Consider the following 20,472-nt stretch of genomic DNA (forward strand, 5'->3'; position numbering starts at 1 on the left):
ATCCTGTTTCTTACTTCCACGCTTTCCAGATATCCGGCTGATATCCAAGAGTGGATTGTTTTCCATTACGAACTACGGGTGTCTTAATCACCTGCGGGTTTTCCAACACCTTCTTAAGTTTATCTTCCTCTGCAATGTACTTAATGAGCGCAAGCAGATCCTTATCCTTGCCCTCCCAGTTGATCATATTTTCCAGTCCACCATTTGCCTGGGCAACCGAATTGAATTCACCCTTACTCATGCCTTTTTCTTTCATATCAATAAACTGAAACTTGATCCCACGTTCCTTAAAGAAACGTTCTGCTTTCTTTGTATCATTGCACTTCTTTGTTCCAAAAATCTGTACGTTCAAATCAATTCTCCTTATCCATTGCCATATGTATCATTTTCTCAAAGGATTCTCTAAAATGCTCATCATCCTCCGATGTTCGTTTTCGTGGGCCTCTTAAGTGCTTCTTTCCGGATGCCCTTCGTGCTTTCTTATTCAGATGCCGCTCCATAAGCATCTGGTCAATATTTTCATTGGTATACCATTTCCCAGATTGATGAATCGCATACGCATTTTTTCCAAGTGCCATTGCCGCAACTCCATAATCCTGTGATACAACAATATCGCCCCTATGACAAATGCTGATCAGTTTATAATCCACGGCATCTGCTCCGGCTCCAACTACGATCACTTCACTGTAATCAGAAGATAACACATGATTGGTATCACACAACAACGTTACCGGAATACTGTGCTCTTTTGCAACTTTTTCAACAATACCGACTACCGGACAGGCATCTGCATCAACAAAAATCTGCATATCTTCTCCTTTAATTACACATAAATGGCGTACGAACCTCGATGAGATTACCACTCGGATCATACAGCCTTACAAGCTTCTGCCCACCTGCAAGTTCTGTTAGTTCAGTGGCATATCGGACGAAATACTTACCGGATTCATATTTTACAAGCAATCCATCTATATCAAAATCCTCGAAATACAGTTCCATCATGTTATTGAATGGCGTAGAAGTTTCATTCAATGTTTTCCCCCATACGTCGGCATCCTGCAAAACAAGTCCCTCCGATAAGATCACATTGCCTTCATTCTTAAGAATCACTTGCAGTCCAAATAAGTCCCTATAAAACTCTATGGATTTTTCTATATCATCCACCACGATCAGTACGTTTTTCAGCATATCCGTCACCTCACAATCCGCTTTGAGTCAAGCGAATATTCGCAATCCGCATGCGGTTAAATAATCTTTCCAGACAAATGATCAATTTCATGCTGGCAGATCTGTGCTGTCCATCCTGACAATTTCTGGCGCTGTTTTTTCCATTTGAAGTCATAATACTCTACTTCTATTTCCTGGTACCTGGTCGTCTTGCGAACACCATCCAGCGACAGACAGCCTTCTTCTGTCTCATACATGTCACGTTTTGAAACAATCACCGGATTGAACATCACAACATTTATGAATCCCATATTCACAATGATGATATTCTTCTTTACACCAATCATGTTCGCCGCCATACCAACACAACGTTCTCTGTTCGCCTGCAGCGTATCCTGCAGATCCTTTCCAACCTGGATGTCAGCTTTCGTGGCCGGTTCAGATGGCTGGCCTAAGAAGAAAACATCTCTTACTATTTGTTTTACCATTTACTTTCTCCTGTACTCTAATTCTTATCTATCTTGACCAGAAATCTTTCTCGTCATAACAATTCGCTCAAATATTTCCTGTTCCTCTTTCATTGTTCCAATATTTTATTATCTAACACCACTTTACAACTTTTTCATAAAAAAATATCGTACAGGACTTTCTGATGTATAATGAATTTGACCCAAAACATTACAAAGGAAAGTGACCTTGTACGACAAAAACATTATACAACGAAAAAACACTGATTGATAGACTTCATCAATATTTTTTGATTTATTTTGAAACTTTTTCTGTTCCGACAGCAGATACCTTATTTCTGCTGATATTATCTATACTGACCTTGTGTTATAACCTTTCATCTGCCAGTCCTCCTTGGATTTTTCTTCTTTTTTGATGTTATCATCTTACAATAAATGGCTGTGCGAAAATCCCGACAACCAACTGGTTCTATGGCGGAGATAATTGGGCTCTATGGCAGATTAAACGCTGATTAAAGGCCTTTAATTGCCAACTAAACTACAAAGAATTCCAAAATCATGTTGCAGATTTGGAGGCTTCCATTCATGCCACCGATAATAAGATTCAGCAAACGAGACTGGCAATTCAAAATCAACAAGTAATTCAGAAACACTGTGAAGTCTATCGGGCCTGTCGTGACATCATACGTGCTCAGAATTTAGTATTCACAAACTTCCGTCGGCTGAAAAACTGTAGCGCCAACAGATGGAACTGGAAGAAGAACTGTCCTCAGCAAAAAAAGAAAAGCAGGATCTCCAGAAGCAACAGAATACCCTGCATATAATTGAAAAAAATTTTGATGCTATGATCCGCAAAGCTGGTATCAAGGTTCCGGAGAAAGCACCTTCACCAAGAATCTTGAGCTCTTAAATGCCAAAAAAGAAAAATTAAAATAAGCCATAACGCGACGAAAGGCAATGAACCATTTCTGACTCATTGCCTTTTCCTTTACATACGCTGTAATTGATTGACTATACTTTCTGTTCTTCGAATTGCTTCTTCTACCCGTCTTTGTGCATTATTGATTCGATCCTGGACCACCCAGTCCACAACAAATCCATCAAAAAAATAATCCGCAAAAGAAAGAAAATCTCCAGTATCGATATTCAAGTTACATACCATATTTACATCATTTAATTCTCTACTGAAATTACGAAGATCATACTTTGCCTGTTCCATATTCCGTTTGGCCTGATCAATTCTAGAATGTTTTAGCATCGTAGTGAAAAAACCACCGCCAAACATATCTACCAGTCCCCAGTTCTTTGCACTGTTTAAATTTTCTTTTGCTGCCTGAAGACTGTTCAAAGCTCTACGTCCAGCTTCAATTGCTTCTCTTTTTTCTTTTTCAATATCATATCCCATACGTTTTCTCCTCCTGATCGATTATGAATGTGACGTCACCAATGCTATAATGCCACCGACAATCAACAATGGAAAAGCAATGTACATCAGTCCACCTACAACCATACCAATCAATATCACCGGGAAGAAAATAACTGTGCAAAGTAATTTCATAATTCCCCAGGATGCTCTTAACCCAAAAACAAAAAATTTTCCAACAAACCAAATCATACAAATTGCAAATAATAACGATAACATTTTTTACTCCTTCTGAAACTCATTCTGATATGTGTCTTTCATTTTTTCTGTTCTTTTTCTGCTAAATATTCAGATGTGTTCTTTATGCCAAGCTTATTACTGAATGCCGGATTTTTCTCCATCTTTTCTATTATCCGGATTAATCGAATTCTCTGTGCCACTTCCATCTGATCACCCCATTTATATTCTGTTTTTTTGTTGATATTGTCACTATAACAAATTTATTTTTCATAATACACAGCCACCATGAAGAATTGCATCTTTATATTTCTCGAATTTTGAGAATTCTGTCTTTATATTTCTCTGCACGAATTGTTTCCTATCTATGCTGCCTCTTTTATAATAAGCATATCCGAGCAACATCATAAATTATTATTAAAAGGGAGATTATGCTATGCGAATTGAAAACTTGCAAAATGAAAACAGAAAATATGCGAAAAGTATCGAAAACTTCCACGTGCTTGAATATGTGCAGGATGCCAGCGTTTCACCTATGAATGCAATGAATGAGTATTTCATGAGTAAAATGCATGTCAGAAGAAGACAGGTTGTTATTGATATTGATAAAGACCATTCAGCTGTTATCCAGGCTGGTGCCATGCAATGGATGGGTGGTAATGTACAAGCCACATCTGGTGTAAAAGGTATCGGAGATTTCCTTGGAAAGGCATTCAAGGGTGCGGTTACAAAAGAAACCGCAGTTAAACCGGAATATGTTGGTGAAGGCTGTCTGGTATTAGAACCGACATACAAATATATTATCCTTACAGACATTGGCAAATGGGGACCAGCCGGAATGACAATTGAAGATGGCATGTTCCTGGCTTGTGATGCAAATGTAAAAAGTAAAGTTGTAGCCAGAAAGAACCTTTCATCAGCAGTATTAGGTAGCGAAGGTCTGTTTAATCTGAGTTTGCAGGGAAATGGTGTAGCTGCACTGGAGTCTAATGTTCCCGAAGATGAATTGATTGAAGTCATATTGGAAAATGATGAACTGAAAATTGATGGAAACCTTGCTGTATGCTGGTCATCAAATCTTGAATTTACCGTAGAAAGATCTACAAAAACACTTGTCGGATCTGCAGTTAGCGGAGAGGGTCTGGTAAATGTTTATCGTGGAACAGGACGGGTACTGATGTGTCCGGTCGCACCGACAACTTCCTTGTTTGAGTCCACTAACACCATGGCAGCTAAAGCTGCTGCTAAATCCAGCAATACATTTGGAAAATAAGTGTAAAATACATTCTCTTATAACCAACAAACGCCGATATAGGATTATAAAAATCCTGCATCGGCGTTATTAATTGTGATCATTTTATTTTCTTTATTCAGATGAACTGCTTATCATCAATGCAAATTTTTAATTCTTTTCAATTCCATCTGGCATATGATCTTTCTCAGTTATTTTTCGAATGACCCGGCATGGATTTCCAACTGCCAAACTATACGGCGGAATATCTTTTGTTACAACACTCCCTGCACCAATTACACACCCTTCTCCTATGGTGACACCACCGCAAACAACCACATTGGATGCCAGCCAGCAATTATCCTTTATAGTTATTGGCTTCGCATATTCAAGATTATAGAAACTTCCATCTTCTCTTTTCCTAATATTGCGTTCTTCAGGTAATAATGGATGCATAGGAGTTGCCAATGTAACATTTGGACCAATCATCACATTATCGCCTATATGTATTTCACATACATCTAAACATGTAAAGTTAAAATTAGCAGAGCTGAATCTTCCAAAGAACGTATTACATCCGTAATCAAAATAAACAGGCGCCTGTAAATAGGGGAGTTCCTCTGTTGCTGGCAATAATTCCCTCAATATCTGTGCTTGTTCTTCTTGATCATCTTCATCCGTCGAATTGTATTTTCTTGCTAATTTACGTGCATTCACACGTAATTGCTCCAATTCTTTATCCGTTGGATCGTACAACTCTCCACTTAGCATTTTTTCTCTTTCAGTCATTTCCGATAACCTCCAAATTCAAAGTTATAAATATCAGTTTCCCCACTCTCTCATGGTCTGCAATATTTTATCTAATGCTTTTGCACTTTCCGTCATCAAATACGGACATAGCCATAACCATATCATCTACTTTTAGATCACCGGAAAAAATATCCATCGCAGAAGGTATCTGTTTAAAATTAATTTCAACAATTTCTTCATAGTTCTCTTCTGCAAATCTTTCAACTATATATGTTTTTCCTGTTTGTCTGGCTCCCTGAATTACAAGACATTTTTTATTTTTTGAATCTACCCATTTTTTATGTAATGCGTCACTTTTCTTTTTAACATAAAACATCTCATGTTACCAAATAATATTTTTATCAAGAACAACTTTGTAACATTTTTAATTACTATATTTCCTTTATCATCAAAATTTTAGAATATTATATCATTGATCAATATATATTAAAAGATTTTTTCCATTTCATACAATCTCTTCTGAAGCTCCGGTTCAAAGAAATTCCACATTCCTTCATTAAAGCTTATGAAAGGCTTCTCCATATCTTCAGTTGTGAAAATCAGGGCATTTTCGTTACTTTTCTTAACCGCACAGTCTGTGAAATTTTTAAATTCCTTATCAGTGACCGGCTGCTGCATATGCTTAACATCAAACAATACTTCTGTGTCAACCAGACTGTTTCCTGTTCAGGTTTTATTTGAACTCCAATATTAATATTACCATCCGTGAATAATATTATTTCATTTTTCATCAATAAGACCTTACACATTCTACCCTATCACACTCGCACCAAATGGCATGAAAGAGAGTCTTGCCATCTTGAAGAACTGCTTTCCAAATGGAATTCCAACTATCGTAATGCACCAAATACAACCCACTATCAGGTTTCCAAGTGCCATTTCCCATCCAAAAAATATAATCCATATAAGATTTACCAGAAATGAAAACATGCCATTTCCATACACGATTTCTTTTCCAAACGGCCAAAATGCCAAGGTTGCAAATTTAAAACATTGCAGACCTACCGGAATTCCAATAATTGTAATACACCATATGCAACCTGCAAAAACCCAGGCCAAACCGCCCAGTAATCCTCCAAATATAAACCAAAGGATATTACCTATAGTTCTCATGACAACATCTCCTCCTCATCCAATGTCTAATATTCTTTTGCAATTTCCTCTGTTATCTCATATATCTCTTTGAATTTTTCTAAGTCCTCTGGAGATCTGATCAGCATGATTTCTTCGATTTTTCCAGTCCGTATGTCTTTGAATCCTGCTACTTCTTCTCCAGTACAAATGCTTGCACGAATAACTGGTTTCATATGTTCTCGGTCATATGTTTTTTTCACGATTTTCTTTTTAAATAATCCCATGCTACCTCCCCATCTCCGAATATCTTCGGTAACAAGATCAACTATCTAATTCCTGGAACATTTTTCTGCATCAATCGCAAGTACGAACATCAACGCATCCAATGCATTTCCTGGATCCTGCACATCAATAACATATGTATCAGTCATATGAAACAGTTCTTTACTAACCCGTGCAATTGAATAACCGCTTTGATTAAGAATGCTATAGTCCCATTCCATAATGGTTCCATCAATATGCCATCCATTGTAATCAATATTATAATGTGGCGTCAGGAATGAGAATTCTTTGCTCAGGCATCCGATATAACTGCCGTTTTTATAAATTTCAAATTTAGGAAGAAAAGTAAGTACTTTCTGAACAACCATTCCTACTTCATTTCCATAGGCATCATAAATTACAAGTTTATGTCCCCAGGACAACTGGCCTTTTACTACATAAACAGTGTTGCCTGCTTCATCATAGATATCATAGCTGTCAAACCATGAAAACAGCCTTTGTTTAAACAATAACTTCATAACTTTTCACCGCTCTCTCCAACAGATATAATTGGTTCTTTATAAGTATCATAATACCATGCCGGAACACCTTAAAAAATATGTAAATCGAAGAATTAACTCATCTTATTTCACGGATTATGATAAAACACATATTACCAGCTATAAATCTCTACTTGTTCACAAAAAGATATAAAAAAGACCATCTACTGCTTGTTTACGGTAAATGATCTTTTCATTGCAATATTTAATTAAATATCTTACTGAGCCGATTGTTCACGTATCAATTTACATGTTTCTCATTGTATTGCTCGCCCTATTATAAATACAATTTGTTTTCCTTCCTACTGGAACAAACCTTTTTCATTTTCAGTCCAGCGATAAAACTGACAAGCTTACTGTAATTTCTTGCTTTCTTCGGACAGACTGCTACACAGTGCATACAAGAAATACACTTATCCTTATCGGTCATCTTCGGATTGTCCAACGGAATGGCACCTGCCGGGCATTCTTTTGCGCACAGACCGCAGGAAGTGCATTTTCCATTTGCAACAGGTTTGAGTGGAACACCACCATATTCTCGATATGGTCTGTTTCCCGGAAATGCAGGTGTCCTTTGTGCTTCGCTGTTTTGCATAATCTTTGCGGCAAATTCCAGCAATTCCTTTTCATCCTGCTGATCCGGGCGTCCGGTTCCAAATTGGTGCATCAGGGAATGCTCTGCGACTGCCTCCATTCCTGCGATACATACAAATCCTGATGCCTCCAGAACATCCTGTAGTTCCAATAGAGTATCATCAATCATACGGTTTCCAAATACTGCCACAAGAATTGCTTTCGTACCATCTGCCTTTACTTTGCGGAACATATCCGTTACAACTGATGGAATGCGTCCACCGTAAGACGGTACAGCAACCAAACATAGGTCCTTTTTTTCAAATTTCACCTTCATGAGTTTATTTGGTTCTTTAATTAGGTCGATTTCTTCAGCATCCAGCTTCGTCCCTTTCGCAACAATATCTGCTACTTTCTCTGTACCTCCTGTCGGGCTGAAAAATATGTTATAAAATCTCATAATGATCCTCCTACTGATTCCGATTTGTTTATTGTCCTTTTATAACGGTTGACCAATTGTTTTCAATAGTCTTTATATGTTTGAAAGGAATTCTTCTATCAAACTATTTATCATCTCCGGTTTATCTGTATTAGAATTATGACCGGCCCCTTCAATCCACTTTAAAGGAATTTTCGTTTTTCGATGCCATTCTCTGTTATACCTTATGCATGAACCGGCATGATCCTTTGTACCACATATCAACAGGGAAGGACATTTGATTTCATATGGCAGATCCTTTTCCATTGCCTCTGCCAGAATACGAAATCCATGCCCGGCAATTTGGGCATAACGATGCTGATCACCATCATAGACCAGCATCATTTCCTTCATCAGATTTCTGCCATACTCAGAAGTTGCAACTCCCTCAGTTCCGGATTTCAAAAGCAACTTCCATGGGTAATGTGCATATACTGGTTCCATTTTTTTCAGAAGCCAGATCTCCACTGCTGTCACATAGTTCCTCTGGAGCGGTGCTGAATCAATGGAAATAAAACCTGCCAGCCGGTCAGGATACAATTGTGCATAAGCCTGTCCCACATATCCTCCCATTGATTGACCTATTATAATTGGTTTTATGATTTCTTCTTTTTCAAGAATCCCATTCAGCCATTTTGCCTTATCAAACAGATCAAAGTCAAAGCGGAACGGCCAGGAAGAGGCATGAGCCGGTGCATCCCATACAATAATATTATATTTTCCATCGAAGTACTCAACCTGTTTATCAAATAATCTATGGTCAGCAGTCAGCCCTGGTAAAAATACAAGCGTCGTTGTATCCAAACTCAGATTATTTGACCAATAGTGAATTGTTCCGCAAGGAGTTTGATATGTACTTTCCTTCAACAAATCCACCTCCGCAATTTTCATTTTTCTCAGTTACACAACCTGAAAAACTTTAACTATTTTCATATTGGTTTTTTATATCAAATACAGTCTGCTACATCTCATCCGGCTTTTGACCATCGTGGGCTTTCCATTGACACTCCGTCAATTTCATATCTGTAAATACCGCTTTAAACGATGAATCTTCCGGACTGCATGCATAAATTCCAAATTTGATTTTTCCTGCACCAGCCCACATATGACAAATCCTCATTTGCTTAAACCGTATTCCATCCTCAGAACATTCAATGCAATAATCATCTTCACGTCTACTGAGACGATACCACATAGATTTAATCTCTGCATCAATTTCCGTAGTTGCCCAATCTGAATATCCATTGTTTGTCACAACACTTCCCAGGTGCTGAAAATTGTCATTCTCATATTCTATAGAACCTTTCAACCAATTCTCACTGTCAAGATACATAACCACACCGCACTGATCAAAGCGATGATGGCTTTCCTTAAAATCTGTTTTCACCATAAATGAAAAAAACTTTTCCTCTGTTTCTATCTGCAAAACCGGAGCATTATCATTGCGGAAATGATAGTAAGTTCTTTGCCACAAATCAGTTCCAGGCTGTGTGATAATCTCAATTTTGTCATCTGTCAGCGTGTAATCATCAGGTTCTCTCGTCCACTTAAAATCTTTTATATTCATCTCATTATCCCTCCAAATTCCGATTTCACGACATCATTTCTAATACAGATTTTACCGTACTTTTTAATCTCAGTCCATCCTTTATACCCAGGCGATAAAAAAACTCTTCTGTCTCTGCTCCGCTGGCAAATATTTCATCACAATACTTCGTAAGCACTTCCTCTTGTTCCGGAGACAGTGTTTCCAAAAGCTTCTGGTATTCCTTCTCTATATTTTCATTAAATGGCTGTGTATCTTGATTTGATTTACATTCAGAATATGCTTTGCTCATACGATTGGAGAACATCTTATCAACAGACTCCTCTACGTCTTTTGACATCTTTGAGGGAGACTCTTGCTTTTGAACTTTTTCGTTCTTCGCTTTTTCAAGTGTTGACTCGTCAATATAGTGAATAATTTCTCTCAGATTTGCCTTCATAGATTGCAGGTATTGGTGCTAGAATATAAATAGTACAAACCAAAATGAGAAATTCCAAATACACATAAGCATGATACAATAGAGGCATGCTGAAGGAAGATCTCATATGGCAAAGCAACATGACAAACAATTTAAACTTGATGCAGTCCAGTACTATCAGGATCACAAAGATCTCGGAGTACGTGGATGTGCAGAAAATCTTGGCATCGGATACAGCACATTAACAAAATGGCTAAAAGACTTCCGGGAATCAGGTGATATTCCTGTTCGTGGTTCTGGTAATTATGCATCTGATGAGCAGAAGGAAATTGCCCGTCTCAGACGTGAATTACGTGATGCCCAAGATGCACTTGATGTGTTAGAAAAAGCAATCAACATTCTGGGAAAATGACGGAAGCCATTTATCTTGAAGTGTCTGAGAAGACGGAAGCTGCCAAAAAGGCTGGACGTCGGGTTTCCGTCTTCGGAATGTTGAAATTTTTAGGTGTCTCTCGCTCAGGATATCTTGCATGGCTCCACCACGTACCTTCTGATACAGAAAAACGTCGTAAAGCTGTAAAAGCAAAAATACAGGATATTTATGATGATTCCAAGGCTCCTTCTTAAAATATATAGATTTCACAAATCCCTATCGATATATATTCTTCTGTCATAGATGTATAAAGATTTTGCACAGTTCGTTTTTTTCATAAAACTTATTCTGTTTTTCAACTTCTGTGATATAATGCTTTATTATAATAATTCCCATGAACAGAATAAGGTGAACCAAGTGAAAAAGAAAACACTTGTGCCTCTTATCACTTTTTTACTGGGCATATGCCTTATTAGTTTGATTGTATACAAAACAGACACCCACGAAAAAGAGCAGAGACACATAACAGCACAATTAAACGTAGCCACCTATGGCGAACAAATAAAGAATGAAATTACAAATGGAATTGAGATCACAGATACCTTGAAGCAAATCTTAATAAGTGAAGATGGCGAAATCCGTCAGTTTGAAACAATTGCAGGAAATCTTATGTCTGATTCTATTGAAAGTGTACAGCTCGCTCCTAATGGTGTTGTTACAGATATTTATCCGGCTAATGAAAATGAGGCAGGTAAGATTGATTTGATCCATGATAAAGACCGCGGAAAAATTTCCTGTTACGCAAGAGACAACCATACAATCATTACGCAGGGCCCCTTCAAATTAAAACAGGGAGGATATGGAATTGCAGTCCGCAATCCCATATACCTGAAAGATAAAAACGGACATGAGTATTTCTGGGGATTTACTATTGTTATCCTGCGTGTTCCGGATATTTTTTCAGATTCAATCAGTGCACTTTCAAATTTTGGATACGAATACAAAATTTCAAAAACAGACGCTCCATGGAGTGATACTTATAAAGTGGTTTATCAATCAGATGGGCAAATAAATCGTCCTGTTTCTTATACATTTACAATAGGAGACGAAAACTGGAAATTTGAAGTAACTCCTAAAAGTGGATGGAGAAATGCCACATTACTGGTAATCATCATCGGAATTTTTCTTACAATAAGCCTTCTCCTGTCAGTTCTTACCAGAGTATGGTTAGTAGCAAAAGAACATAAGAAAAAGTTTCAGATACTGGCGCGCACAGACTCTCTTACAAATATTTATAACCGCTATGGATTTGATGAATTTGCAGAAAAAATGATTCAAAAAAATCCAAAAACACATTTTGTGGCTGCGCTCCTTGATATCGATGATTTCAAGTTTATTAATGATATCTATGGACATAATTACGGAGACAGGGCACTAAAGAATCTTGCAGACAGCATGAAGACTTTTTTCCCATCCGATGCATTACTTGGAAGAAATGGTGGTGACGAATTCTGCATTCTTTTACCAAATTGTACCTTTGCAGAAGCAGATATACAGCTGCAGAAATTCACCAAACTCCCTAAATCATTCTCATACCATGGTAAGGAACATGCATTTTATATTTCTCTAGGATATGCAGAATATCCAACATTTGCATCCAATCGTTCACAACTCATGCGCTGCGCAGATGCCGCTCTTTATGAAATAAAGCTTCATGGAAAAAATGGATGTATGGTCTACAGAGAAGGACTTCCGTCAGGTGCCCGCAAACAACTTGGATTCGCATTCAAGGATATCTCTGAACATCTTCCAGGTGCATTCATCATATACAGAGCTGACAAAGAAGATGATGAACTAATTTTTGCAAATGATGAATTTCTTCATATGTCCGGATATAAAGATATAGATGAACTGTTCAGACTTACTGAGAAAAGTTTTCGCAACTTGATTCGTGAAGATGAACAGCAACAGATAGAATCAAGTATCTGGGAACAGATTGACAACGGCAATGAAAATGACTATACTCACTTTCATCTTCGAAAAGCTGACGGAACTTATTTTTCTGTTCTTGATCATGGAAGAATTGTAGAGAGCCCGCAATACGGGAAAGTATTTTATGTATTGTTCATGGATTGGGAAGATATGCATATTCGTTACAATGATAAATTCGCAAGATAAAATATTGCAAAAAACAGAGCGTATGATCTATTTTCATATAATGTTTATGTCGGCAAGCTCTATCAAAAGGAAACCGACTTTATTGCTCAGAGAAGCAACGAGAAGTTTTATATTCAGATCAGCGACAACATTTCCGGGCAGTAAACATTTGAGAGAGAATGCTTTCCTCGGCTTCAGATTCGAGATGCTTATCCGAAAATGATTATTGCTAGAACCAAACATCCCCAATATAGCTATGAAGGAATCGTAATTTACGATATAGCCGATTGGTTACTACAAGAATAAGCAAGGCGAAATATCTCCAGCATTCTCTTTTGAAATGATGGAGATATTTTTATTATGACGGAGATTGCAGATGAATTCAGACGAAGCATCCTATGAAAAGAGTTTTATATGGATGTACTGAACTGTGATCCGATGTCTTTTGACAAGGAATGCAAACTGACTATTTGGTGGCTACACCCCCCAAGCCCCTGTAGAATAAATAACGCCAGTACTGGATATCAAAAATCCCGCACCGGCGTTATTTATTAAAATATTTTGTTTTTTAATCTTCAACACTCTCTACTGAAACTTCTTTTTTCTTCCTACTTTTACCAGAAATCATCTTGTGTCCTGTATAAATAGCCATAATCATGCAAAGCAAAGAACTTGCTGCAAAGTACTTATGGCCTTCTTTTGATCCCTTATAACCTGTATAAAAAGTTCCAAGCATTGTAATCAGTGCACCGATAGACCAATATTTATGTGATTTCATTCAGATACCTCCTGCCGTTTTTCTTAATCATATACCTTTTAAAAGATATATACAAACTGGAAGTTAGCGATTTCTTTTTCCGGTATTCTCTGTCCCACGGATTTCCTCATGATAGAAATAATCTACGATCACCGGATGTCCCTGCGGGACTCTGCCATAAGGCATTTCATTATCCACAAAGGCACAATCATACTTCTTAGCCATTTTCTCAGCTTTTACTTCAAGTGCTTCAAAGTAGTTGCGGTTATGCTTGTTATAGATCTCGTCGTAAAGTGGTACAAGATCAGGATATTTTCCGGCGATATAATTCATAATTGTCTTTTTGAAACCGCCTCGAAGATTGAGATTTTCGAGCCAGAACAGATCGCACTGATCCTTTACCCGCTCAAAGATTGCTTCAAAATCCGTGATACCGGGAAATACCGGGGATACGAAACAGACTGTACGGATACCTGCCTCATATACCTGCTTCATAGCAGCGATACGGTGCTCAATGCTCGAAGCAGAGTCCATATCGTTCTTAAAATTTTCATCTAGTGTGTTGATTGACCATGAAACGGTTACACGTCCAAGCTTCTTCAGTAAATCAATATCTCGTACCACAAGATCCGACTTTGTGCAGATCAGAATATCTGCGTCACTGCCGATCAGCTGCTCCAAAAGTTTTCTGGTATTCCCGAATTGCTCCTCCTGTGGATTGTAGCCATCTGTCACAGAACCGATGACCACCCGCTGTCCGGCATATTTCTTCGGATTTTTAATTTCCGTCCAATGCTTCACATCAAGGAAAGTGCCCCATTCCTCCTTGTGCCCGGTAAAGCGCTTCATAAAAGAAGCATAGCAATACTTGCAGGCATGTGTACAGCCCACATAGGGATTGACCGAGTAACCGCCTACCGGCAGACTAGACTTAGTCATGATGTTCTTTGTTTCCACCTCACGAATGAGGATTCCATTTATTACTTCTTCCATGATTTCTGTACCTCTAACACTTTATTAAATTCTTCCGGCATTTCCTGAATCATATTTTCATCCCCTATGATAGGGACAAGGTCTTCCTTCATAAACACCGGAATGCCAAGCTTATGTGCCTGGTCCGCCAGAGACCATGCCCATTCCGGCTCCGTATGAATCTTCCTGCTCTGAGCTCCGGTCATGGTGCCCACAACGATCCAATTGATTCCGGAAAGGTCAACTGTGCCGGGATCGTCGAATAACGGCTCAAAGGTAACATGGTAATGTTTTGCTCTGACGTTTTTCCGAAGGGCGTCGATACGCCACAGTTCTGCTTTCCTCGTCACCGTAACGCCAAACCATGCGTTTTCCAAATCGGTATCAAAATCCAGCAAATCAGGTCGCTTGGTAAGGAACAGGAACTGATGCTGTGGATTTTCACGGATCTTTGCAAATACCTCGTCTCTCCATTCCGGCTTCCATCCGGAGAGATCGCTCATCCCGGTAAGAAGAAAGTTCTGCGGACGTTTCTTTTCCATCATCTTGAGCTTACCCGGAAAGAATTCAGGGTCAGCGAAGTCATCAATCATATGCCAGCGTTTCACGTTGTTGCGGGCATAGCAATATGTACACCCCACTGTGCAGCCAATGACGATATTCATGTTCTGAATCTGATCTTTGATACAAATACTCATGACTTCTGCCACTCCTCAAGATTCTTTCTGATGCGGTCGAGACATTTCTCAAACCGGGTAATTTCTTCCTCTGAAAAACCTTTGTAGTAAATACTGCCCATCTCATCAGATACAGAATCGTACTCGCCCTTTAAGGCATGTGCTTTCTCAGTCAGAAACAGGAGTGTTTTCCTTTTGTCCGTTTCAGACTGAACACGGCTTATCAGCCCTTGATTTTCCATTCTTTCCAGCATCGTAGTAAGAGATGTTATCGCTAATCCGCATTTAGTCGAGAGTGACCTGATTGAGATACCATCCTCCTGCCACAGCACATAAAGAATACGTCCCTGGGCTCCATTAAACGCATCAATATTCTTTTCACTGAGAATCTTCTCAAAAATCCGGTCTCCAAGCTGTTTTATTTTTGTGACAAGAAATCCTCCATTCATTTCCATGCAAAATCTCCTATATAGTAGTTTATTAAAAACATACTATATAGGAGCTTTATTGTCAAGAGTTTATATGTCTTAATAGGTAAATTCCATTTTTTCAATTCTCCAAACTGGAATTTGACTTGCCTATTTTCTTAAAATCTCATGTGGAGCTTCTATTTCATTTGCCAAGGTATGCTCTGTTAACTCTGACATTCCATTGTGCATTGTTGATTTCAAAACATTGGAAATTTACTCACTACATGATTACTGGAGATCATATTTTGTCCGAGATTATTATGTAGAAATGGATTTTGATGATAATATAGTAAGAACAGAAGTATTTTATTTGCCAGAACGTCAATAACAAATATGGGAAAGAGATGGTACTACATGGGAATAATTAAATATTTTAGAAAAAAGTACTGGGAAGCAGCCATTTTCAGAGGTGGGCGACGTATACCATTTACCTGTGATGGATTAACAGCTGTTCCTGATAGCGCCTATGCATTGTTTACTGAAAAAGAGTTAGAAAAAATTTACGAAGAAAGAGATATTTTTCATGAGCGGCTAATGCATATGATTGATTCTTTTTAATCACATGTACATCAGAGTTTTATATATTACTTATGATATTGTGCCGGCTTTGTCGCTTTGTATCAGCCGAATGAATACAAGAAAAGGAGCTGTCGGGAAATAGACAGCTCCTTCAAAGAAAATCTGCAGGATACCTTTCTTCTTTCCTTCTGTAAGTTCATTCCACCCACACTTTTCTCTGGATCTTTTCACCTGTTCACTTGTAAGCCCAGATTTCTTGCCATTCACCCTTTCAAGAACCTCTTCTACCGTCTGCTGATAAATTTCCTTCATCACTTCCGCCTCATCGTTTCTAAGTATTTACTACCTGAATTTCTTATGCAATGAAAGACCTCTTTGAAAAAAATATAAAAAAAAGACCTTCATTGCATAATAAAAAATGCAATAAAAGTCTCACCATTTCCTTATGATACCGGATGCTTCCACCGTACTGACAACATCACAAACGCAATTTGTTAAGCGCAGGTTACTCCCCTTTATTGGATCAAATCATATACCCAAAGTAACATGATTGTCAAGATACTTTATCATTACTTTTTCATTTTATGTTATACTTTTTACATCGTTAACACTATTAAAATAAATTCTCCGGAGGTGAATCAAATGGATCATACGAATAATTCCTGTTGTTGTGGTGAAGCGGAACATTTTTCCGGATGTCTGATTTGTGGTGCTCCTATTACGTATCGTGCTGAAAGCTCTATTCAGACGTGTAGTATCTGCCATAAAGAGCAATTAACCAATGCGGTCTGTGAAAATAGTCACTTTATCTGTGATGCCTGTCACAGCTATGGCACATATGCTCCGGTAATCGCAGCGCTCAGAGACAGTACCGAAAAAGATGCTTTGCTTCTTCTGGAAAAAATTATGGATCTTCCATCTGTACATATGCATGGACCGGAGCATCATGCAATTGTCCCATGTATTCTTCTGACAGCGTTTCGCAATAATGGAGAACATATGGATTACGATGCTGCACTATCTGAAATCTGTAAAAGAGCGAAGCAGGTTCCGGGCGGTACCTGTGGTTACTGGGGTGTCTGTGGAGCTGCTGCCGGAGCCGGTATTTTCATGTCCGTTATGACTGGATCCAGTCCACTTCACAAAGATGCATGGCCGTTTCCTCAAAAACTTGTTTCCATTATTTTATCCAGACTGGCAGATGTTGGTGGACCTCGCTGCTGCAAACGTACCAGCAGAATTGCCATCGAAGAAGCCGTTCATTTTTACAGTCAGTTTTGTTCTGTAAACATTCCGTTGTCTTCTATAACGTGTAAATACTGCGAAGATAATCGCGAATGCATCCAGGAAGATTGTCCATACTATCCTGAATAACAGGCAAGGCAGTGATTCCATGATACCACGAAATCACTGCCTTGTAACTCGTTTGCCAGGATACAGCGCCCCATCTTCCCACTTTGCTTTTTTGCAGTTCCATGAACGAATATCCTTCTCTTCCAAAACACTCCTGATTCGTTCTTCTCCATTGTCCGATGTAAAAAGCGCTGTAATTTCCTTTTTTCCATCTACAATTTTCACACAATAATCTACCAGTTCCGGAATCTCAAACAGTAATTCATCCATCTCTCTGATACTTCCCAATGGATCCATCCGCTTTACAAAGTCCAGGCGTTTTATTTCACTTCCACAGAGGCATCTTCCTGGAATGATCCTTGACCAGTCACCGGTTCGATATCGAATCAACGGCTGTGCTTCCATTCCAATGGTTGTAATCACCAGTTCTCCCCATTTACCGTCCGGCAGCACATTTCCGTTCTCATCTATAATCTCTGTAATACAATGGTTTTCCCGCATATGCATGCCCTCATGCGCCGTGCAGCAAATGGCACCTCCAAGCCCCATCTCTCTGGAACCATAGTGCGGCCAAAGTCGTGTTTGCAGAATTTCTTCGATTGCTTTCATGACAGTTTTCGGACAGGCATCTCCGGATACCAGTGCTCTTTTTATACTGCCTTTTCCGCACATTCGAAGCATGGACAGCAATGCCGTCGGCATTCCCACATACGTATCCGGCTGCTCCTCTTCCAGAATCCTGTTCAGTTCGCCATAAGTTCTTCCTGTCCCGGTTGAAAGAGGTTTTGCTCCCAGACGTCTGATTGCCTCCGCGATCAGTTCTCCTAATCCAAAAGGACCTGAAAATGGCATAGCCACCATCGTTATACTTCCAGGATAAATAAATTCACCCAGACCTGCCATAAAAAGTTCTATGGTGTGTTCACAGTCTCCCTCTGTATAGAATACACGTTTACCGGCACCGGTAGTTCCGCTTGTCTGTTCTGATATCACTTTCTGTACTTCCCCCTGGGAGCAAAGCAGCATCCTGCCTCCATCTCGTGCCAGATCTGTTTCTGTCGTAAAAGGAAGGCTTCTCAAATCTATCAGGCTTTCCAGTCTTTCCGGCAAATCTCGGTAAAAACCCTCTCGTTCTTTCTCTCTCTTCAGTACAATATTTAATTTCTCCAGCTGTATTCTGTGTATTTCATCTCTTGTAATCTCTGTAATACCTTCCTGCTTACAGATCATTGCATCTATATTCGATCGTTTCACTTTCTGTATAAATATATTCCTTTCGAATTCGTCAGATTATATGCACAAAACGGCACCATTCCATAATCAGAATCCACCTCGCAGATATAACATCTTTTCAGACGTTCAAGATCCAGATTCCATGCATCCTGAAAAATCATCCCTGATACTGCAAAAGTTTCATTATGAACCCGGATCAGGAATTCATCCAGCGCATCTGTCTGTGTCATTTCTCCATCATCAAATTTTTTTGTGCTATAGCTCCACTGATTTTCCACATACTGTCTGGAATTATCGCTGGTAGTACAACAACATCCTCTGCCTGATTTCTTTTCCAAAAGTTTCAGTTCCCTCTCACCTTTTTTCAGATAACTTGCATGAAAAGAACAGTATGGATTCTCTGCTCCACCACCGGCGAAATCCTTGCTTTTCATAAGCCCGTCAGTCTGTTCCTCGATCAGCTTCAACATCTTTGGTATGGTAATCGGAGCTTGTGGACGCTGCTGAGAACATCTGCCAAAATAGCTGATCGGCTGGAAATGTACTCCTCTTACAAATGGCATATGATCCATCGCAAACTTCAGAATATCTCCAACCTGCATGTCATTTACTCCTGGCGCAATGACAGGTACCAGGGCAATTCCCAGTTCCGCTTCCGAACAGTTTAACACAGCCTTTTCTTTCAGTTCTATCATAGAGCGTCCGCGCAATGTCTGATACACATCATCTGTGACACCGTCAAACTGAAGAAATACTGTATTCAGTCCTGCTTTTTTTAGTTTTCTGGCATATCCTGCTTCCTGCGCAAGACGGATTCCATTGGTATTCAATTGAAAAAATGTAAACCCTTTTTCTCTACCCATATGTATGATCTCCGGAAGATCCTCCCGCATGGTTGGTTCTCCACCTGAGAGCTGAATATTGAATGGTCCTCCATGATCCATCAGAAAATCATATTGCTTTTCTATTTCATCAATTGAAAAATCACCGTTTTCCAGACATTCTCCTGCCGAAGCAAAGCAGACCGGGCAGTGCATATTGCAGCGCTTTGTCACTTCCAGTATCATACAACAGCCTTTTCGTTCGTGCTCCTCACAGAGTCCACAATTATCCGGGCAGGATTTCTCTTTGATTTTGGGATTTACCGGAGTCTCCGCAGACAGGTTTTCTCTTCCCCAGGAAAGATACTCTGCTGCCGTTCCTTCCCAGATCAGTGTCTGAAACTTTCCGTGGATATCACATTCTTTCACCAGATAAATGCCATCTTCACCAATACATTTTTTTGCCGTAAGTACTTTCATACATATCGGGCATACACTTTTTGTTTTACCCAGCGTAATCATAGTTCCAATATTCCCCGTTCTGTCAGTATTTCTATCACTTTCGTATAAGTATCTGCAATCAGCGCAGGACATTGCTCCATAATCACTCCCCAATCCAAATTAGAAGTGATATCCTTACAATAAAAAGCACCAAATTCTTCTTCGGTCTTCTTATGGAACCACTGATATAATTCCTGCACAGCCGGTTTCATCTGTATATCTTCTTTCTCCTGCGGAGCCAGATTGCCAAGGAACAAACCTATCGCACAGGCTCCTCCTGTCAGGCAGCCACAGGTATCTCCACAGTAACCGATCCCACCGCCAAGACCTCCCAAAGCCTTTACAAGCTGTGGATTTTCCTCACCTATGGCTTCCAGTGTCATAATCATAACCATTTGTGAGCAATGATAACCCATACTGCTAAGTTCTATGATTCTTTCATAAAGATCCATGT

30 protein-coding genes and 2 pseudogenes are annotated in these 20,472 nt (G+C 39.1%); 7 read left to right on the forward strand and 25 right to left on the reverse strand.

What is annotated here, in order from left to right; all coding sequences use genetic code 11:
* Nucleotides 1–10: 10 nt before the first annotated feature.
* The 7 genes from NQ489_RS17125 to NQ489_RS17155 form a co-directional block, all read right to left on the reverse strand.
* Entirely contained in the window at nt 11–352 is a 342-nt protein-coding gene (locus NQ489_RS17125; RefSeq protein ID WP_021650098.1) for an arsenate reductase family protein, read from the reverse strand.
* 1 nt (nt 353) lies between these two features.
* The gene (locus NQ489_RS17130) at nt 354–809 is read right to left on the reverse strand and encodes a YaiI/YqxD family protein (protein ID WP_021650099.1); all 456 of its coding nucleotides are present in this window, start codon (nt 807–809) and stop codon (nt 354–356) included.
* Between the two features lie 10 nt (nt 810–819).
* The gene (locus NQ489_RS17135) at nt 820–1,188 is read right to left on the reverse strand and encodes a VOC family protein (RefSeq protein WP_021650100.1); all 369 of its coding nucleotides are present in this window, start codon (nt 1,186–1,188) and stop codon (nt 820–822) included.
* 56 nt (nt 1,189–1,244) lie between these two features.
* Entirely contained in the window at nt 1,245–1,655 is a 411-nt protein-coding gene (locus NQ489_RS17140) for a peptide deformylase (protein ID WP_015526465.1), read from the reverse strand.
* A gap of 967 nt (nt 1,656–2,622) precedes the next feature.
* A complete protein-coding gene (locus NQ489_RS17145) occupies nt 2,623–3,039 on the reverse strand; it encodes a hypothetical protein (protein ID WP_021650102.1) in 417 nt (138 codons plus the stop codon).
* Between the two features lie 21 nt (nt 3,040–3,060).
* Entirely contained in the window at nt 3,061–3,276 is a 216-nt protein-coding gene (locus NQ489_RS17150; protein ID WP_015526469.1) for a hypothetical protein, read from the reverse strand.
* Between the two features lie 38 nt (nt 3,277–3,314).
* The gene (locus NQ489_RS17155; protein WP_021650104.1) at nt 3,315–3,443 is read right to left on the reverse strand and encodes a hypothetical protein; all 129 of its coding nucleotides are present in this window, start codon (nt 3,441–3,443) and stop codon (nt 3,315–3,317) included.
* 227 nt (nt 3,444–3,670) lie between these two features.
* Here NQ489_RS17155 and NQ489_RS17160 point away from each other — a divergent pair, with 227 nt between their 5' ends.
* A complete protein-coding gene (locus NQ489_RS17160; RefSeq protein WP_021650106.1) occupies nt 3,671–4,507 on the forward strand; it encodes an AIM24 family protein in 837 nt (278 codons plus the stop codon).
* Nucleotides 4,508–4,636: 129 nt separating this feature from the next.
* On the opposite strand, the gene NQ489_RS17165 is transcribed toward NQ489_RS17160, so the two are convergent.
* From NQ489_RS17165 to NQ489_RS17205, 9 genes are all read right to left on the reverse strand, one after another.
* Nucleotides 4,637–5,254 (reverse strand): sugar O-acetyltransferase, encoded by a 618-nt coding sequence (locus tag NQ489_RS17165; protein ID WP_015526473.1) that lies wholly within the window; start codon nt 5,252–5,254, stop codon nt 4,637–4,639.
* 67 nt (nt 5,255–5,321) lie between these two features.
* The gene (locus NQ489_RS17170) at nt 5,322–5,591 is read right to left on the reverse strand and encodes an AAA family ATPase (RefSeq protein WP_021650107.1); all 270 of its coding nucleotides are present in this window, start codon (nt 5,589–5,591) and stop codon (nt 5,322–5,324) included.
* Nucleotides 5,592–6,025: 434 nt separating this feature from the next.
* Nucleotides 6,026–6,388: a YccF domain-containing protein gene (locus NQ489_RS17175; RefSeq protein ID WP_015526476.1), complete on the reverse strand. Its 363-nt coding sequence runs from the start codon at nt 6,386–6,388 to the stop codon at nt 6,026–6,028.
* Nucleotides 6,389–6,414: 26 nt separating this feature from the next.
* Complete coding sequence (locus NQ489_RS17180) at nt 6,415–6,633, reverse strand: hypothetical protein (RefSeq protein WP_015526477.1); 219 nt, start codon at nt 6,631–6,633, stop codon at nt 6,415–6,417.
* Between the two features lie 45 nt (nt 6,634–6,678).
* Nucleotides 6,679–7,149, reverse strand: coding sequence for an LURP-one-related/scramblase family protein (locus NQ489_RS17185; protein WP_021650109.1), 471 nt, complete (start codon nt 7,147–7,149; stop codon nt 6,679–6,681).
* 298 nt (nt 7,150–7,447) lie between these two features.
* Nucleotides 7,448–8,203: a 4Fe-4S binding protein gene (locus tag NQ489_RS17190; RefSeq protein ID WP_021650110.1), complete on the reverse strand. Its 756-nt coding sequence runs from the start codon at nt 8,201–8,203 to the stop codon at nt 7,448–7,450.
* A 72-nt stretch (nt 8,204–8,275) separates the two neighbouring features.
* On the reverse strand, nt 8,276–9,088 hold the full coding sequence (locus tag NQ489_RS17195; RefSeq protein ID WP_044960374.1) for an alpha/beta fold hydrolase: 813 nt from the start codon (nt 9,086–9,088) through the stop codon (nt 8,276–8,278).
* Between the two features lie 94 nt (nt 9,089–9,182).
* Nucleotides 9,183–9,788 (reverse strand): DUF1349 domain-containing protein, encoded by a 606-nt coding sequence (locus tag NQ489_RS17200; RefSeq protein ID WP_021650112.1) that lies wholly within the window; start codon nt 9,786–9,788, stop codon nt 9,183–9,185.
* 25 nt (nt 9,789–9,813) lie between these two features.
* Complete coding sequence (locus NQ489_RS17205; RefSeq protein ID WP_021650113.1) at nt 9,814–10,206, reverse strand: hypothetical protein; 393 nt, start codon at nt 10,204–10,206, stop codon at nt 9,814–9,816.
* Nucleotides 10,207–10,312: 106 nt separating this feature from the next.
* Between NQ489_RS17205 and NQ489_RS17210 the strand changes: the two genes are divergently transcribed.
* From NQ489_RS17210 to NQ489_RS17225, 4 genes and pseudogenes are all read left to right on the forward strand, one after another.
* Nucleotides 10,313–10,597: a transposase gene (locus tag NQ489_RS17210; RefSeq protein ID WP_021650114.1), complete on the forward strand. Its 285-nt coding sequence runs from the start codon at nt 10,313–10,315 to the stop codon at nt 10,595–10,597.
* Complete coding sequence (locus NQ489_RS17215; protein ID WP_021650115.1) at nt 10,594–10,812, forward strand: hypothetical protein; 219 nt, start codon at nt 10,594–10,596, stop codon at nt 10,810–10,812. Before NQ489_RS17210 ends, NQ489_RS17215 begins: the two co-directional genes overlap by 4 nt.
* Nucleotides 10,813–10,975: 163 nt before the next feature.
* Nucleotides 10,976–12,736, forward strand: a complete 1,761-nt coding sequence (locus tag NQ489_RS17220) for a diguanylate cyclase domain-containing protein (RefSeq protein ID WP_084449113.1) — start codon at nt 10,976–10,978, stop codon at nt 12,734–12,736.
* A gap of 36 nt (nt 12,737–12,772) precedes the next feature.
* Nucleotides 12,773–13,021 (forward strand): annotated as a pseudogene (locus NQ489_RS17225) (ATPase); the annotation flags it as partial.
* 262 nt (nt 13,022–13,283) lie between these two features.
* Here the strand turns inward: NQ489_RS17225 and NQ489_RS17230 are convergent.
* From NQ489_RS17230 to NQ489_RS17905, 5 genes and pseudogenes are all read right to left on the reverse strand, one after another.
* Nucleotides 13,284–13,493, reverse strand: a complete 210-nt coding sequence (locus NQ489_RS17230; protein WP_008392833.1) for a DUF6219 family protein — start codon at nt 13,491–13,493, stop codon at nt 13,284–13,286.
* Between the two features lie 63 nt (nt 13,494–13,556).
* Nucleotides 13,557–14,465 carry a radical SAM mobile pair protein B gene (locus NQ489_RS17235; protein WP_021650118.1) on the reverse strand — a complete coding sequence of 303 codons (909 nt, stop codon included), beginning with the start codon at nt 14,463–14,465 and terminating at the stop codon, nt 13,557–13,559.
* A complete protein-coding gene (locus NQ489_RS17240) occupies nt 14,453–15,142 on the reverse strand; it encodes a radical SAM mobile pair protein A (protein WP_021650119.1) in 690 nt (229 codons plus the stop codon). Before NQ489_RS17240 ends, NQ489_RS17235 begins: the two co-directional genes overlap by 13 nt.
* Nucleotides 15,139–15,576 carry a radical SAM mobile pair system MarR family transcriptional regulator gene (locus NQ489_RS17245; RefSeq protein WP_005608550.1) on the reverse strand — a complete coding sequence of 146 codons (438 nt, stop codon included), beginning with the start codon at nt 15,574–15,576 and terminating at the stop codon, nt 15,139–15,141. Before NQ489_RS17245 ends, NQ489_RS17240 begins: the two co-directional genes overlap by 4 nt.
* Before the next feature lie 123 nt (nt 15,577–15,699).
* Nucleotides 15,700–15,768 (reverse strand): annotated as a pseudogene (locus tag NQ489_RS17905) (LPS biosynthesis protein); the annotation flags it as partial.
* A 177-nt stretch (nt 15,769–15,945) separates the two neighbouring features.
* On the opposite strand from NQ489_RS17905, the gene NQ489_RS17250 reads away from it, so the two are divergent.
* Nucleotides 15,946–16,149: a hypothetical protein gene (locus NQ489_RS17250; protein WP_044960377.1), complete on the forward strand. Its 204-nt coding sequence runs from the start codon at nt 15,946–15,948 to the stop codon at nt 16,147–16,149.
* A gap of 30 nt (nt 16,150–16,179) precedes the next feature.
* Here the strand turns inward: NQ489_RS17250 and NQ489_RS17255 are convergent, their stop codons facing one another.
* A complete protein-coding gene (locus tag NQ489_RS17255; RefSeq protein ID WP_015526489.1) occupies nt 16,180–16,422 on the reverse strand; it encodes a cation-transporting P-type ATPase in 243 nt (80 codons plus the stop codon).
* Between the two features lie 330 nt (nt 16,423–16,752).
* Here NQ489_RS17255 and NQ489_RS17260 point away from each other — a divergent pair, with 330 nt between their 5' ends.
* Nucleotides 16,753–17,484 (forward strand): DUF5714 domain-containing protein, encoded by a 732-nt coding sequence (locus NQ489_RS17260; protein ID WP_044960380.1) that lies wholly within the window; start codon nt 16,753–16,755, stop codon nt 17,482–17,484.
* Between the two features lie 33 nt (nt 17,485–17,517).
* Here NQ489_RS17260 and NQ489_RS17265 read toward each other — a convergent pair whose 3' ends face one another.
* From NQ489_RS17265 to NQ489_RS17275, 3 genes are read right to left on the reverse strand one after another with little or no spacing between them, the layout of a single operon-like run.
* Nucleotides 17,518–18,693, reverse strand: coding sequence for a DVU_1553 family AMP-dependent CoA ligase (locus NQ489_RS17265; protein ID WP_015526491.1), 1,176 nt, complete (start codon nt 18,691–18,693; stop codon nt 17,518–17,520).
* A 20-nt stretch (nt 18,694–18,713) separates the two neighbouring features.
* Nucleotides 18,714–20,039, reverse strand: a complete 1,326-nt coding sequence (gene trsS / locus NQ489_RS17270) for a radical SAM (seleno)protein TrsS (protein ID WP_021650123.1) — start codon at nt 20,037–20,039, stop codon at nt 18,714–18,716.
* Nucleotides 20,036–20,470 carry a DVU_1555 family C-GCAxxG-C-C protein gene (locus tag NQ489_RS17275; RefSeq protein WP_021650124.1) on the reverse strand — a complete coding sequence of 145 codons (435 nt, stop codon included), beginning with the start codon at nt 20,468–20,470 and terminating at the stop codon, nt 20,036–20,038. Before NQ489_RS17275 ends, trsS begins: the two co-directional genes overlap by 4 nt.
* Nucleotides 20,471–20,472 lie beyond the last annotated feature (2 nt).

It is taken from the genome of Blautia sp. KLE_1732_HM_1032, from assembly GCF_025147905.1.
Classification (GTDB): Bacteria; Bacillota; Clostridia; order Lachnospirales; family Lachnospiraceae; genus Blautia_A; species Blautia_A fusiformis.